Origin of the sequence: Bradyrhizobium sp. ma5 (assembly GCF_042258955.1) — a bacterium.
In the GTDB taxonomy this organism is placed as follows: Bacteria; Pseudomonadota; Alphaproteobacteria; order Rhizobiales; family Xanthobacteraceae; genus Bradyrhizobium.
In genome coordinates, this window is record NZ_CP170156.1 from 4440658 (window position 1) to 4455454 (window position 14797).

Here is a 14797-nt window from a genome sequence, read left to right on the forward strand (position 1 = left end):
CTCCGAGATCGAGGAATCACCGATCAGATCGTTGAACGGTGTCTCTATACTATCCTGGCGGTTTCCTTCAAATCGCTTCCATATCGCACATCCCACGGGGCCGACCATCCATGACCGTACGCATTTTTAAGCCCGCCAAAAACGCGATGCAATCGGGACGTGCCAAGACCAAAGAGTGGCAGCTGGATTACGAGCCGGAGCAGCCGCGCACCGTGGAGCCCTTGATGGGCTGGACCTCGTCGACCGACATGAAGCAGCAGCTCACGCTGCAGTTCGAGACCAAGGAGGAGGCGGTCGCCTATTGCGAGCGCAAGGGCATCGCCTACCAGGTGATCGAGCCGAAGGATTCGGCGCACCGGCAGGTCGCCTATGCCGACAATTTCGCGTTCCGCCGCTGGGAGCCGTGGACCCATTAGGGCTGGACCCATTAAGGACTGGACCCACTAAGGTCGGGCCCACCAGATCGGGCTGAGCCCGCGATCAGCTCGCGGAGATAGGCGCGGCGAGAGCGCCCGGGATCGGCAGCGGCGCGTCCTTGGAGACGCCGAGCACCGGAAAGCTTCGAATTTTACGCACGTTGGGCAGGCCGGCGAACTGCAGCAGCTGCTGACGCATGTCGTCGACGCTGGGCGCGACGCATCTCAGCATGAAATCGGCATCGCCCGAGATCCGCCAGCATTGCAGGAAGCGCGGCACGCCCGCCACCGCGGCCTCGAACGCCTCGATCGCAACCAGGTTCTGGCTGTCGAGCTGGATCAGGACGAAGGTCGTCACCTCATAGCCCAAGAGCCGCTCGTCCAGCGTGGCGCGGATCGCCTGCACCACGCCGCGGCTGCGCAAGGCGCGGACCCGGCGCAGGCAGGGCGGGGCGGTGATGCCGACGCGCTCCGCGAGCTCGTTGATCCTGATCCGGCCATCCCGCTGCAATTCGGACAGGATCCGCAAATCGATGTCATCGAGCTGTGGGCGTTCTGTCACAGTCACGAGCCCGCTACCGCAGTGCGTGGGCTCTTGCTGCCGCTGCCGACCCGACCGAGCGCGGCCTGCGGCGCGACGCCCGACAGCACCAGCTTCTCATGCGCCGCAATGATGGCGTCGCGGGTCAGGCGGCCGCCGGGGCGGTACCAGGTGCAAAGACCCGTCAGCAGCGCGATGATGGCGAAAGTCGCGACCTGGATATCGCCGACCTCGAACACGCCTTCCGATACCCCGTCGGTGAGGATCTGCGCCAGCCGCTGCTCATAGGCGCCGCGCAGCGCCACCACGGCGTCGTAGTTCTTGGCCTCGAGGCTGCGCAGCTCGGAATTCGCGATGAAGACCTCGCGCTTGCGGGTCATGTGATAGCTGACGTGGAAGGCGACGAAGGCGCGTAGCTTCTCGACCGGATCGGCCTTGCCCTCCAGCGCGAGATCGAGCTCGCGCAGCAAATCGTTGATATGCTCCTGCACCAGATCGAACAGCAGGTCCTGCTTGGTTGAGATATGGTTGTAGAGTGAGCCTGCCTGGATGCCGACCTCGGCGGCGAGCTGGCGCAGGCTCATCGCCTCGTAGCCGCGCTCGAAGATCAGGCGCACGCCGGCCTTGCGGATCGCCTCCAGCGTCGTGGGGCCGTGTGAGCCGATCGTGCGTGCCATCAGGGCCTCGGAGGGATTTTGGCTTGCCAGGGAGTGCCGGAAACAAGCAAACGACCGTATGTATATCGCATGAAATCCCAGTAAATTCAATGAACTGTGGATTTCATATGCAAACCATAGCACGGTCGCTTGCGAAGCCAAGAAAAAAACGTATGATCGTTTAATTGCAAGATGAATCTCATGGGAGGGATCATGGCCTCGAACCGGGCGGCAATCTTCAATTTCGACCTTGGCGAGACCGCGGATGCGATCCGCGAGACGGTGCACGATTTCTCGACCAACGAGATCGCGCCGCGCGCCGCCGAGATCGATCGCTCCAACACTTTTCCGCGCGACCTCTGGCCGAAGATCGGCGCGCTCGGCCTGCACGGCATCACCGTCGAGGAGGAGTACGGCGGCTCGGGCCTCGGCTACCTCGAGCATTGCATCGCGGTCGAGGAGATCTCGCGCGCTTCGGCGTCGATCGGACTGGCTTACGGCGCGCATTCCAACCTCTGCGTCAACCAGATCCGCCGCAACGGCAATGAGGCGCAGAAGCGCAAATATCTGCCCAAGCTGATCTCCGGCGAGCATGTCGGATCGCTGGCGATGTCGGAGCCCTCCGCCGGCTCCGACGTGGTCTCGATGAAGACCCGCGCCGAGAAGAAGGGCGACCGCTTCGTGCTGAACGGCAGCAAGATGTGGATCACCAACGGTCCTCATGCCGAGACGCTGGTGGTCTACGCCAGGACCGATGCCAATGCTGGCCCGCGCGGCATCACCGCCTTCATCATCGAAAAGGGCATGAAGGGATTCTCCACCGCGCAGAAGCTCGACAAGCTCGGCATGCGCGGCTCCGACACTTGCGAGCTGGTGTTCGAGGATTGCGAGGTGCCGGAGGAGAATGTGCTGAGTGAGGTCGGCCGCGGCGTCAACGTGTTGATGAGTGGTCTCGACTATGAGCGCGCGGTGCTGGCGGCGGGACCGATCGGCATCATGCAGGCCTGCATGGACGTCGTGCTGCCCTATGTTCACGAGCGCAAGCAGTTCGGCGAGCCGATCGGCTCGTTCCAGCTGGTGCAGGGAAAGATCGCCGACATGTACACCACGATGAACGCCTCGCGCGCCTATGTTTACGCGGTGGCCAAGGCCTGCGATCGCGGCGAGACCACGCGCGAGGACGCCGCCGGCGCCATCCTCTATGCCGCCGAGAAGGCCACTCAATGCGCGCTGGATGCGATCCAGCTCCTGGGCGGCAACGGCTACATCAACGACTATCCGACCGGCCGGCTGCTGCGCGATGCAAAACTCTACGAGATCGGCGCCGGCACCAGCGAGATCCGCCGCATGCTGATCGGCCGCGAGCTGTTCGCCAAGACGGCCTGAGCTGCGCACCAGCCGTCGCGCCTCACGCGCGGCGGCCCGCTTTTCAAAAAAAATCCTGTCGGCTCCTCCAACGAAACGTGCAACAGCGATGCCGCTTCATTCGACGATCGATCCCACATCCTCTGAATTCGCCCGCAATGCCGATGTGATGCGCAGCCTGGTCGCGGAGCTCCGCGACAAGCTCAAGCAGGTGGCCGGCGGCGGGGGCGAGACCTCGCGCAAGCGGCACACCTCGCGCGGCAAGATGCTGGCGCGCGATCGCGTCGACCTCCTGGTCGACCCCGGCACCGCATTCCTCGAACTGTCGCCGCTCGCCGCCAACGGGCTGTACGGCGGCGACGTCCATTCGGCGAGCGTCATCACCGGCGTGGGGCGCATCTCGGGGCGCGAATGCATCATCGTCGCCAACGACGCCACCATCAAGGGCGGCACCTACTACCCGCTGACGGTGAAGAAGCATCTGCGCGCCCAGGACATCGCGCGGCAGAACAATCTGCCCTGCGTCTATATGGTGGATTCCGGCGGCGCCTTCCTGCCGTTGCAGGACGAGATCTTTCCCGACGAGCGGCATTTCGGCCGCATCTTCTACAATCAGGCGCAGATGTCGTCGCAGGGTATCCCGCAGATCGCCATCGTGATGGGCTCCTGCACCGCGGGCGGCGCCTATGTGCCTGCGATGTCGGACGAGAGCATCATCGTGCGAAATCAAGGCACGATCTTCCTCGGCGGCCCGCCGCTGGTGAAGGCTGCGACCGGCGAGGTCGTCACCGCCGAAGAGCTCGGCGGCGCCGACGTCCACTCCCGGCAGTCGGGCGTCACCGATCATTATGCGCAGAACGATGCCCATGCGATCGGGATTGCACGCCGCATCGTCGGCACGCTGAAGCAGCCCACGAAGGCGCCGCTCAACATGCGCACCGTCCAGGAGCCGCTGTTTCCCGCCGAAGAGATCTACGGCGTGGTCTCCGCCGACGGCCGCAAGCCGTTCGACGTGCACGACATCATCGCGCGGATCGTCGACGGCTCCGAGTTCGACGAATTCAAGAAGCTCTACGGCACCACGCTGATCTGCGGCTTCGCCCATATCTGGGGCTATCCGGTCGGCATCATCGCCAACAACGGCATCCTGTTCAGCGAGAGCTCGCTGAAGGGCGCGCATTTCATCGAGCTGTGCTGCCAGCGCGGCATTCCCCTGGTGTTCCTGCAGAACATCACCGGCTTCATGGTCGGCAAGAAATACGAGGCGGGCGGCATCGCGCGCGACGGCGCCAAGCTGGTAACGGCGGTTGCGACCGCCGGCGTGCCGAAATTCACCGTCGTGATCGGCGGCTCCTACGGCGCCGGCAATTACGGCATGTGCGGCCGCGCCTACAGCCCGCGCTTCCTCTGGCTGTGGCCGAACGCCCGCATCTCGGTGATGGGCGGCGAGCAGGCCTCGATGGTGCTCAGTCAAGTGCGGCGCGACGGCATCGAGGCCAAGGGCGAGAGCTGGTCGGCGGAAGAGGAAGACAAATTCCGCGAGCCGATCCGCGCGCAATACGAGAAGCAGGGCAATCCCTATTACGCCACGGCGCGGCTCTGGGACGACGGCGTGATCGATCCCGCCGACACCCGCCTGGTGCTCGGGCTCGGCCTGTCGGCCGCGGCCAATGCGCCGATCGAGTCGACGAAATTCGGCCTGTTCAGGATGTGATCATGGACCGCTCAAAACTCTACCGGCGTTTCCGCACGCTTCTGATCGCCAACCGCGGCGAGATCGCCTGCCGCGTCATCCGCTCGGCGCGCGCCATGGGGCTGCGCACCGTTGCGGTCTATTCGGAGGCCGATCGCGACGCGATGCATGTCGCACTCGCCGACGAGGCCGTGCTGCTCGGACCCGCGCGGGCGCGCGACAGCTATCTCAACATCGAGCGCGTGATCGCGGCCGCCAAGCAGACCGGCGCAGAGGCGGTGCATCCCGGCTACGGTTTCCTGTCTGAAAATGCCGAGTTCGCCCAGGCCTGCCTCGATGCCGGCCTGGTGTTCGTCGGCCCGACCGCCGCGATGATGACCGCGATGGGCTCGAAATCCGGTTCGAAGGCGCTGATGGAGAAGGCCGGCGTGCCGCTGGTGCCTGGCTATCACGGTGAGGCGCAGGACGAGGCGATCCTGGCGGAGGCCGCCAACCGGATCGGCTTCCCGGTGCTGGTCAAGGCGTCAGCCGGTGGCGGCGGCCGTGGCATGCGCGTGGTCAATGCGGCGGCGGAGGTTGCGGCCGCGATCACCAGCGCCAAGCGCGAGGCCAAGGCGGCGTTCGGTGACGACCGCATGCTGATCGAGAAATACGTGCAGAACCCGCGCCACATCGAGGTGCAGATCATCGGCGATAGCCACGGCAATCTGCTCTCGCTGTGGGAGCGCGAATGCACGCTGCAACGCCGGCACCAGAAGGTGATCGAGGAGGCGCCGTCGCCGACGCTCAACGTCGTGCAGCGTGAGACGGTCTGCGAGGCCGCCCGCAAGGCGGCCGGTGCGGTCAACTATGTCGGCGCCGGCACCATTGAGTTCGTCTCCGACGGCAGGGATGTGTTCTTCATCGAGATGAACACCCGCCTGCAGGTCGAGCATCCCGTCACCGAGCTGATCACCGGCGTCGATCTCGTCGAGTGGCAGCTGCGCGTTGCCTTCGGCGAGGCGCTGCCGCTGAAGCAGGACGAGATCAAGCTCAATGGCCACGCCATCGAGGCCCGTGTCTACGCGGAAAATCCGCAGAAGAACTTCATGCCCTCGGTCGGCCGCATCAAGACCTGGCGGACGCCGCCGGAAGGCGACGGCCTGCGCATTGACTCCGGCTACCGTAGCGGCGACAACGTCTCGCCCTACTACGACGCGATGCTCGCCAAGGTGATCGCCTGGGCGCCGACGCGCGAGGGCGCGATCGAGAAGCTCAATCGCGGGCTGGAACAGACCGACGTTCGCGGCATCGTCACCAACATCCCGTTCCTGTCGGCGCTGGTGACGCATCCGGCGACCCGCGCCAACGCGATCGATACCGGCTTTATCGAGCGAGAGCTGAAGAACCTGACATCAGGCGCCGGTGCGGCCGGCGAGTTCGAGCTGTGCGCGGCGGTGGCTGCGATCGTCGACGACGAGCAGAAGGCGGCGCGGCGCGAGGCGAATTCGCCCTGGCAGGCCTTCGGCTGGATGCCGGTCGGGCGTCGCCAGCGGGTGTTTTCGTTCCGGCAGGGCCACGAGCCGCCGCATACGATTACGCTTCATTATGGCCACGGACCGATGACGCTGTCGGTCGGCGGGCGCGAACTCGCCTTCGTCATCTCATCACCCCGCGAGGATGGCTTCGACTTGACGCTCGACGGCCTCAAGTCGCGCGTCGCATCCGTCATCGAGGGTCACGAGCTTTACCTGCGCACCCGTAACGGCCGCTTCGACCTGCACTGGGTCGATCCGTTCGGCGGCGAGAGCGAGGAGCAGGTCGGCGAGGACAAGATCGTGGCGCCTCTGCCGGGCACCGTGGTCGCGCTGCTCGCCGAGGAGGGCGCGACGCTGGAGAAGGGCGCGCCGATCCTCACGCTTGAAGTGATGAAGATGGAGCAGACCCTGCGCGCGCCCTATGCCGGCGTGTTGAAGAAACTCAAATGCAAGGTCGGCGACATCGTCGGCGAGGGCGTCGAGCTTGCCGAAGTCGAACCCGCGGCCGCGTCATGACCGATCAGATCCAGATCGTCGAGATGGGGCCGCGCGACGGCCTGCAAAACGAGAAGACGCCGGTCAGCGTCGAGGCGCGTATCGCCTTCATCGAGGCGCTGGTGACGGCGGGGCTTAACACCGTGGAGGTCGGCGCCTTCGTGTCGCCCAAGGCGATCCCGCAGATGGCGAACTCCGACCAGGTGCTGCGCGGCGTCAGTCACGTCAAAGATGCCGAATTCCACGTGCTGGTGCCGAACGAGAAGGGCTATGACGCCGCGCGCGCGGCCGGCGCCCAGGTCGTCTCGGTGTTCGCGGCGGCCTCCGAAGGCTTCTCGCGCGCCAACATCAACTGCTCGATCGCGGAATCGATCGAGCGCTTCAAGCCGGTGCTGGCGCGCGCCAAGGCCGATGGCGTCAAGGTGCGCGGCTACATCTCCTGCGTGCTCGGCTGTCCGTTCGACGGCGAGATCAAGCCGAAGGCGGTCGCCGATCTCGCGATGACCCTGTGGGATCTCGGCTGCTACGAGATCTCGCTCGGCGACACCATCGGTGTCGGCACGCCGCTGAAGGCCAAGGAGATGCTGCGCGCGGTCGGCGCCGAGCTGCCGGTCGCCAATCTCGCGATGCATTTCCACGACACCTACGGCCAGGCGCTTGCCAATCTCTATGCCGGCATGGAGGAGGGCGTGCGCGTGATCGATGCCGCCGCCGGCGGTCTCGGCGGTTGCCCCTATGCGCCCGGCGCCACCGGCAACGTCGCGACCGAGGATGTCGTCTACATGCTCGAAGGCATGGGCGTGAAAACCGGCATCGATATGGACAGACTGCTGGCCACGACGAACGAGGTCGCCCGCTTGCTCGGCCGTCCGCCGGTCAGCCGCGTCGCCTCTGCGTTGAACGCGAAGCAGAGGCGGCTGAGCGGGGCATAGTACTTCCACCGCACGGGTTCCAGGAACAGCGGGATGGAACCCGTTTTGCGGCGCACACGGCACGGCTGCTGCTCAAAACCCCTCGAAAGCGTTCATGGCTTGGTGACTCAAACATGCTGAGGTGACGGGGCTCGCAATTGCTCCAGGTGCGCCATGTCCGGACAGGTGTCAGCTTCCCGCGGCCGAACGTTTTTGGCCGGAAAGATCGTCTTCAATTTCGGTCGGTCGGCCTTCGATTGCACGGTCCGGCAGCTCACCGATACCGGCGCGACCGTGGAACTCGAAAGCGTCGTTGGCATTCCCGACCAGGTCCAACTGTTGATTGTCGGCACCAATCAGGTGAGGCCATGCAAGCGGCTGTGGCAATCGGACCGCCAGCTCGGCCTGGTGTTTGAGGCGCAGCAGGCCGCTGCCGCGCCTGCTGCTGCCGTGCCCGCCGCGCCGGCGCTATCAGCCATGCCTGAGCGGCGCAGCGGCGATATTCTGCGCGGGCACATGCTGGCGCTGCGCTCAGCGCTCGATCAGATTCCGGTCGGCATCCTGCTGTTGGACTCGGAGCTGAAAGCCCTCTTCATCAACCGCGCGTTCCGGAACATGTGGCAGCTTCCGGATGCGATGGCCGACCGCAACCCCAGCTTCACCGATCTGATGCATCACGGCTGCAAGACCATGGCCTATGAGCTGCCGGCTGCGCAGCTTCAAGCCTATGTTGCGGAGCGCGTCCGCCTCGTGAGCGTCGGCGACGCAAACCCGATCGATCTCAGGCGCAGCAATGGTGATGTGGTTCGCTGTCAGTGTACGCCGCTGCCCGACGGCGGCCGGATGGTGAGCTACACGCCCGTGACCGACATCGTGCGCGCATCGGACAAGTTGAAGGTGCTGACCGGCGCGCTCGAGAACGTGGAGGATGGCGTTGTCCTGCTCGACCGCGAACTCAATGTGGTTTTCCTCAATCGGAGAATGCGGGACTTCTGGGAGGTGAGTGCGGAGGAGGTGGCGCGGCATCCGGCATACGTCACGCTTCTCACGCGCAGCCGCCGGGCGGTCCCGACAGGCTCGACCCCGGAACAGATCAGAGCCTTTCCGGCGAAGCGGATTGCGGAGATCAGGGCGGGCGATCACAAGCGCGACGTCCAGACGCCTGATGGCCGCAACATCAGGATCCATTGCTCGACGATGGCGAACGGCGGCCGGATGCTGACCTTTGTCGACGTGACCGATCTTGTCGGTAACGCGCGACAGCTCGAAGTGCTCGCGACCACTGATCCGCTCACCGGACTGTTCAACCGCAGGCAATTCCTGACAACGCTGGATGCGGAGTGGAGCCGGTTCCAGCGCTACTATCGCTCCGTGTCCGTCCTGATGGTCGATATCGATTACTTCAAGAGCATCAATGACCGGTTCGGGCACGCGGCCGGTGACGAGGCCATCAAAGCCGTCGCCGAGATTTGCACCCGCGGCAAACGCAAGTCCGACGTCGTCGGCCGTGTCGGAGGCGAGGAGTTCGCAGTTCTGCTGCCGGAAACGACATTGTCGCGCGCCCGGACCGTCGCCGAGCGCATTCGCAAGCGGGCGGAAGGGCTGGCGCTGCGGGCGGACGATCGGCCGGTGTCATTCACGGTGAGCATCGGCGTTGCCGAGGCCATCACCAGCATGCCCGGGATAGACGCCCTGATGAAGGCCGCCGACGCAGCGCTCTACCAGGCCAAGGAGCGCGGCCGGAATCGCGTCGAGTGCTGGGCGCTTCCGGCGCCGCCGAAGTTGGCGGCTGAGTAGACTGCAGGTGGCGCGGCTTGTCCGCCGTAGCTCGAAGAGCTATGCGGAAGCGATAGCCATTGTGTCTCGACGCGTATTGATGGGCATCGCTGCTCCACCCTTACGAACTGCCTACTCTCTCCCTCGTCATTCCCCGGTGCGCAATTGCGCACCTGAGGGCTCGCGGAGCGAGAGCCCGGAATTCATTTCACCACTTGTTTTTCGGTCAAATGGATTCCGGGCTCAGCCCTTCGGGCTGCCCGGAATGACGAGAGGAGATGATGTCGCGCGCCATAGATCTGAGTTACCGACGGCGCTAGCCTCGCAGGGAAGCTATTTCGCTTTATCAGAAATACAACTCGGTGTACGGTTCGGCCGTCTCGCCTGATCAAGGGGCGCTTCGCGATCGTCACTTTAGGAGAGGGCGGCAATCTACTCACAACTCGGGCGAGTTTCGTCGCGAGGTGGCAACTCAACGGCTATTTGGTCAGGCGCGGGTCAGGTTCCCATAAGGACCGGTAATACATGGTTGCCCGGGAGCCACGATTGTTGCGTCATTGCAACAGTTACTGGACATTTAACCCTAAACACAGCCGGTCCGTAGTCGCGCCGCTTTTTGGCCACACCCTGACATGAAAGGATATTCACGTAGCTGAATAGCCAGCGCTCGCGACGACGGGACTTTTGATCGGTTCCGGCGTTGTTGGAGGAAAGAGCGTCGGGAACAGGGTCGCGATGGACGTCAAGACGAACATCAAGGGCAGGCTGCCGAGCCGTCACGTGACGGAGGGGCCGCAGCGCGCGCCGCATCGTTCCTATCTCTACGCGATGGGGCTGACGACAACCCAGATTCATCAACCCTTTGTCGGCGTTGCTTCATGTTGGAATGAAGCTGCTCCCTGCAACATTTCGCTGATGCGCCAGGCGCAGGCGGTGAAGAAGGGCGTGGCATCGGCCGGCGGCACGCCGCGCGAATTCTGCACCATCACCGTCACCGACGGCATCGCGATGGGCCATGACGGCATGCGCTCGTCGCTGCCGTCGCGCGAATGCATCGCCGATTCGGTCGAGCTGACCGTCCGCGGTCACTCCTATGATGCGCTGGTCGGGCTTGCCGGCTGCGACAAGTCGCTGCCGGGCATGATGATGGCGATGGTCCGTCTCAACGTGCCGTCGATCTTCATCTATGGCGGCTCGATCCTGCCCGGTAACTTCCGCGGGCAGCCGGTCACTGTGCAGGACATGTTCGAGGCGGTCGGCAAGCACTCGGTCGGCGCCATGTCGGACGAGGATCTCGATGAGATCGAGCGGGTGGCGTGCCCGTCGGCCGGCGCCTGCGGCGCCCAGTTCACCGCCAACACCATGGCGACCGTCTCCGAGGCGATCGGCCTCGCGCTGCCGTATTCGGCCGGGGCTCCGGCGCCCTACGAGATCCGCGATGCCTTCTGCGCCGCCGCCGGCGAGAAGGTGATGGAGCTGATCGAGAAAAACATCCGGCCCCGCGACATCGTCACCCGCGAAGCCCTTGAAAATGCTGCGGCCGTGGTTGCAGCCTCAGGTGGTTCGACCAATGCTGCGCTGCACCTACCGGCGATCGCCCATGAGTGCGGCATCAAGTTCAGTTTGTTCGACGTTGCGGAAATCTTCAAAAAGACTCCTTACGTCGCGGATTTGAAGCCGGGCGGCCGTTATGTTGCCAAAGACATGTTTGAAGTTGGTGGCATTCCGCTGCTGATGAAAACGCTGCTCGACAATGGCCACCTGCACGGGAATTGCCTGACCGTCACTGGCCGAACGATCGCCGAAAACCTCAAAAGCGTGAAATGGAATCCGCACCAGGACGTGGTGCGGCCCGCCGATAATCCGATCACCGTGACAGGTGGCGTTGTCGGGCTGAAGGGTAATCTCGCTCCGGAGGGTGCGATCGTGAAGGTCGCGGGAATGTCCAACCTGAAGTTTACCGGTCCGGCCCGGTGCTTCGATCGCGAGGAAGACGCCTTCGAGGCGGTGCAGAAGCGCACCTACAAGGAAGGCGAAGTGATTGTGATCCGCTACGAGGGGCCGAAGGGCGGTCCTGGGATGCGGGAGATGCTGGCGACCACGGCGGCGCTGACCGGGCAGGGGATGGGCGGCAAGATTGCCCTGATCACCGATGGCCGGTTCTCCGGCGCCACCCGTGGCTTCTGCATCGGCCATATTGGACCCGAAGCGGCGGTCGGCGGGCCGATCGGGTTGTTGCAGGACGGCGACATTATCGAGATCGATGCGGTCGCCGGCACACTTGACGTAAAATTGAGCGACGCCGAGCTCGCAAACCGTAAGACCAAATGGGCCCCTCGGGCGACTAACCACACGACTGGTGCGCTGTGGAAGTACGCCGAACAAGTGGGGCCGGCGGTGGATGGCGCAGTCACCCATCCGGGTGGCGCGTACGAGAAACAGTGTTATGCGGACGTTTAAGCGTGCGATATTTGCGTTTGCGTTAGGGGCCATCCCGGTGGCGGGCCCCGGATTCGGATTCGACGGCGCCCCGGTCAACCCCCAGGATACCGTTCTTCCGGTGGTCGCGCCGCAGCCCGGCACGGCCGGCGCCCTGAAGCGGGCCGCCACGCCGGTTGCCCCTGTGGCGACCTCGCCGACCTCGTCCTTCAGCACGCTGCAGTACCAGGCCGAGGGCGGTCATCCCGTCGCGCAGTGGAAGCTCGGCAAGATGTACGCCGAGGGCGACGGCGTCATCCAGGACGACATGCGCGCCTTCGAGTATTTTAGCCGGATAGCCAATGCGCATGCCGAGGATTCGCCGTCGGCGCCGCAGGCCTCGATCGTGGCCAACGCCTTCGTGGCGCTCGGCCGCTATTATCTGAGCGGCATTCCCAATTCCAAGGTGAAGGCCGACACTGAGCGGGCCCGGGAGATGTTCTCCTATGCGGCGTCCTATTTCGGCAATGCCGACGCCCAGTACGACCTTGCCCGGCTGTACCTGAAGACGCCGGATGCCTCGCGGGACGATTTCCGCTATGGCGCACGCTGGCTCGGGCTCGCCGCCCAGAAGGGCCAGCATCAGGCGCAGGCGCTGCTTGGCCAGATGCTGTTCAACGGCGACCGGCTGCCGCCGCAGCGGGCACGTGGCCTGATGTGGCTGACCCTGGCGCGTGACAGCGCCACGCCCGACGAGGCCTGGATCAAGGAAAGCTACAACCGGGCGATCACCAAGGCGTCCGAAGACGACCGCGCGATGGCGCTGCAGATGCTCGAGCACTGGGTGCAGGGTCGTCGCGACTAGGGGCAGCCGGGATTGATATCCCCCGTTGCCGGCAGTCGCTTGGCCGGCAAGGCTCAGGCGGTCTCGAAATCGAGATCGGCCCAGACCGGAACATGGTCGGACGGCTTCTCCCAGGCGCGGACATAGCTGTCGATCCCGACATCGATCAGCCGATCGCTCGCCTGCGGCGACATCAGCAGATGGTCGATCCGCAGGCCCCAGTTCTTCTGCCAGGCGCCGGCCTGGTAGTCCCAGAACGTGTACTGGCCGGGCTCGTCGTTGACCGCGCGCAGCGCATCGGTCAGGCCGAGGCCGAGCAGCGACTGGAAGGCTTCGCGGGTCGCCGGACGGAACAGGGCATCGTCGACCCAGGCGGCCGGATTGTAGACGTCACGGGCCGCCGGAATGACGTTGAAGTCGCCGGCCAGAATCAGCGGCTCCTCGGCCTTAAGCCGTTCCCGCGTGTACTCAAGAAGCCGCGACATCCATTTGAGCTTGTACGGATATTTGTCGGTGTTCGCGGGGTTGCCGTTGGGCAGATAAAGGCACGCGACCCGCACCACGCCCTGTTTCAGCGTAACGACGCCTTCGAGGAAGCGGGCGTGGGCATCTTCGTCGTCGCCGGCGAGGCCCGACTTGGTCTCGTCAAACGGCAGCTTCGACAGCAGCGCGACGCCGTTGAAGGTCTTCTGGCCGTGAGTGACGACATTATATCCGAGCGCCTCGACCTCGAGCCGGGGGAATGCGTCGTCGACGCATTTGATCTCCTGCAGGCAGACGATGTCGGGGGAACACTCCTTCAGCCAAGCGACCAGAAGCTCGATTCGTTGCCGGACCGAATTGACGTTCCACGTAGCGATGCGCATGCAAGTGACCGGATTGAAGCCGCAGGATTTTACTTAGGTGGCATACCATGGGCGGTCCGCCTGTGCTAACCCTCTCCGGAAACAAGGCGTAACAATTGCCGATGGGGGAGTTGCGAAGCGTCCCGGCCCTGAAGGGAAGCGGGCGGCGCATGTACAAGACTTATGAAGAAACATAATTTGGTTCTGACTGTCGCTGTTCTCGGCATTGCGGCCGGGGCGGCTTACATGACCCGCGCTTCATGGATGGGTGGCGGTGCCGCCACCTCGCAGGGGACGGCGCGGCCGCGCGTGGTCTCGGTGGATCTCGCCAAGGCCGAACGCAGATCGGTCCCGGTCGATGTCGACGCGATCGGACAGGTCACGCCGATCTCCAGCGTGGCGCTGAAGTCGCGGCTGGAAACCACCATCGTCTCGGTGCATTTCGAGGACGGCGCCAGGGTCAATGAGGGCGACCTGCTGTTCATGCTCGACGCACGGCAGATCGACGCCCAGATCGAGCAGGCCGAGGGCGTCCTGGCGCGCGACCAGGCCCAGTTCGAGGGCGCGCAGCGCGACCTCCGCCGCTATACCGAACTGGTCGGCAAGGGCGCGACCACGCAGGTCAACCTCGACAACGCAAAAACCCAGTCCGACGTCCTGATCGGCACCATCAAGGCCGACCAATTCGCGCTGGAAAACCTCCGCGTCCAGAAGAGCTACACCGTGATCCGCGCGCCATTCGCGGGGCGGATCAGCGCCGCCAACGTCAAGGTCGGGAACTTCGTCCGCCCCGCCGACACCCAGCCGCTCGCGGTCATCAACCAGATGGCGCCGGTCTATGTCACCTTTGCCATTCCCCAGCGTGCGCTGGTCGATCTGCGCGACGCCATGGGGAAGGATGATCCCAAGGTGATCGCGACCATTCCCGGCCATCAGCGCTCCGAGAGCGGGAAGGTCGCCATGGTCGAGAATGCCGTCGACGCGACCACCGGCATGGTGACGGTGCGCGGCATCATGAACAACGCGAACGAGACGCTGTGGCCCGGCACCATCGTGCAGACCAAGCTGATTATCCGCAGCGAGGATGCGGTCGTGGTGCCGACGGTCGCAGTCCAGCGCAGCCAAAACGGCAATTTCGTCTTCGTGGTCCAGGACGGCGTCGCCAAGGTCCGGCCAGTCAAGGTCGATCGCACCTTCCAGGGCTCATCGGTGATCTCGGACGGATTGGCCGGCGATGAAAGCATCGTCGTCGACGGCCAGTTGCTGCTGTCGGAGGGATCGCGGGTCGAGCTGCGGGCGCGCAAGGCCGGAGCCTGACCG

Annotated in this window: 12 protein-coding genes; 9 read left to right on the plus strand and 3 right to left on the minus strand. The window is 64.6% G+C overall.

Features of this window, described 5'->3' with window-relative positions; translation table 11 throughout:
* The first annotated feature begins 110 nt into the window (after positions 1-110).
* The gene (locus tag ACE103_RS20490; RefSeq protein ID WP_375780910.1) at positions 111-416 is read left to right on the plus strand and encodes an ETC complex I subunit; all 306 of its coding nucleotides are present in this window, start codon (positions 111-113) and stop codon (positions 414-416) included.
* A 64-nt stretch (positions 417-480) separates the two neighbouring features.
* Here ACE103_RS20490 and ACE103_RS20495 read toward each other — a convergent pair whose 3' ends face one another.
* Both ACE103_RS20495 and ACE103_RS20500 read right to left on the minus strand, forming a co-directional pair.
* Positions 481-978 (minus strand): Lrp/AsnC family transcriptional regulator, encoded by a 498-nt coding sequence (locus tag ACE103_RS20495; protein WP_375781148.1) that lies wholly within the window; start codon positions 976-978, stop codon positions 481-483.
* 2 nt (positions 979-980) lie between these two features.
* Positions 981-1634 carry a TetR/AcrR family transcriptional regulator gene (locus tag ACE103_RS20500; protein ID WP_375780911.1) on the minus strand — a complete coding sequence of 218 codons (654 nt, stop codon included), beginning with the start codon at positions 1632-1634 and terminating at the stop codon, positions 981-983.
* A gap of 192 nt (positions 1635-1826) precedes the next feature.
* On the opposite strand from ACE103_RS20500, the gene ACE103_RS20505 reads away from it, so the two are divergent.
* From ACE103_RS20505 to ACE103_RS20535, 7 genes are all read left to right on the plus strand, one after another.
* Complete coding sequence (locus ACE103_RS20505) at positions 1827-2999, plus strand: isovaleryl-CoA dehydrogenase (protein ID WP_223967719.1); 1173 nt, start codon at positions 1827-1829, stop codon at positions 2997-2999.
* Between the two features lie 88 nt (positions 3000-3087).
* A complete protein-coding gene (locus ACE103_RS20510; RefSeq protein ID WP_375780912.1) occupies positions 3088-4692 on the plus strand; it encodes a carboxyl transferase domain-containing protein in 1605 nt (534 codons plus the stop codon).
* A 2-nt stretch (positions 4693-4694) separates the two neighbouring features.
* A complete protein-coding gene (locus tag ACE103_RS20515; RefSeq protein ID WP_375780913.1) occupies positions 4695-6704 on the plus strand; it encodes an acetyl/propionyl/methylcrotonyl-CoA carboxylase subunit alpha in 2010 nt (669 codons plus the stop codon).
* On the plus strand, positions 6701-7615 hold the full coding sequence (locus ACE103_RS20520) for a hydroxymethylglutaryl-CoA lyase (RefSeq protein ID WP_375780914.1): 915 nt from the start codon (positions 6701-6703) through the stop codon (positions 7613-7615). The genes ACE103_RS20515 and ACE103_RS20520 overlap by 4 nt, the downstream gene beginning before the upstream one ends.
* Positions 7616-7807: 192 nt before the next feature.
* Entirely contained in the window at positions 7808-9391 is a 1584-nt protein-coding gene (locus ACE103_RS20525) for a diguanylate cyclase (protein WP_375780915.1), read from the plus strand.
* 714 nt (positions 9392-10105) lie between these two features.
* Positions 10106-11830, plus strand: coding sequence for a dihydroxy-acid dehydratase (gene ilvD, locus ACE103_RS20530; RefSeq protein WP_375780916.1), 1725 nt, complete (start codon positions 10106-10108; stop codon positions 11828-11830).
* On the plus strand, positions 11817-12653 hold the full coding sequence (locus tag ACE103_RS20535; protein WP_375780917.1) for a tetratricopeptide repeat protein: 837 nt from the start codon (positions 11817-11819) through the stop codon (positions 12651-12653). The genes ilvD and ACE103_RS20535 overlap by 14 nt, the downstream gene beginning before the upstream one ends.
* A 53-nt stretch (positions 12654-12706) precedes the next feature.
* Here the strand turns inward: ACE103_RS20535 and xth are convergent, their stop codons facing one another.
* Positions 12707-13498: an exodeoxyribonuclease III gene (gene xth, locus ACE103_RS20540; RefSeq protein WP_375780918.1), complete on the minus strand. Its 792-nt coding sequence runs from the start codon at positions 13496-13498 to the stop codon at positions 12707-12709.
* Between the two features lie 162 nt (positions 13499-13660).
* Between xth and ACE103_RS20545 the strand changes: the two genes are divergently transcribed.
* A complete protein-coding gene (locus ACE103_RS20545) occupies positions 13661-14794 on the plus strand; it encodes an efflux RND transporter periplasmic adaptor subunit (protein WP_375780919.1) in 1134 nt (377 codons plus the stop codon).
* The last annotated feature ends 3 nt before the right edge of the window (positions 14795-14797 follow it).

Bases quoted from the DNA above. Each gene is read 5' to 3' on its own strand.
- ACE103_RS20490 (WP_375780910.1), top strand. From the start codon at position 111: ATGACCGTACGCATTTTTAAGCCCGCCAAAAACGCGATGCAATCGGGA.
- ACE103_RS20500 (WP_375780911.1), bottom strand. From the start codon at position 1,634: ATGGCACGCACGATCGGCTCACACGGCCCCACGACGCTGGAGGCGATC.
- ACE103_RS20505 (WP_223967719.1), top strand. From the start codon at position 1,827: ATGGCCTCGAACCGGGCGGCAATCTTCAATTTCGACCTTGGCGAGACC.
- ACE103_RS20510 (WP_375780912.1), top strand. From the start codon at position 3,088: ATGCCGCTTCATTCGACGATCGATCCCACATCCTCTGAATTCGCCCGC.
- ACE103_RS20515 (WP_375780913.1), top strand. From the start codon at position 4,695: ATGGACCGCTCAAAACTCTACCGGCGTTTCCGCACGCTTCTGATCGCC.
- ACE103_RS20520 (WP_375780914.1), top strand. From the start codon at position 6,701: ATGACCGATCAGATCCAGATCGTCGAGATGGGGCCGCGCGACGGCCTG.
- ilvD (WP_375780916.1), top strand. From the start codon at position 10,106: ATGGACGTCAAGACGAACATCAAGGGCAGGCTGCCGAGCCGTCACGTG.
- ACE103_RS20535 (WP_375780917.1), top strand. From the start codon at position 11,817: ATGCGGACGTTTAAGCGTGCGATATTTGCGTTTGCGTTAGGGGCCATC.
- xth (WP_375780918.1), bottom strand. From the start codon at position 13,498: ATGCGCATCGCTACGTGGAACGTCAATTCGGTCCGGCAACGAATCGAG.
- ACE103_RS20545 (WP_375780919.1), top strand. From the start codon at position 13,661: ATGAAGAAACATAATTTGGTTCTGACTGTCGCTGTTCTCGGCATTGCG.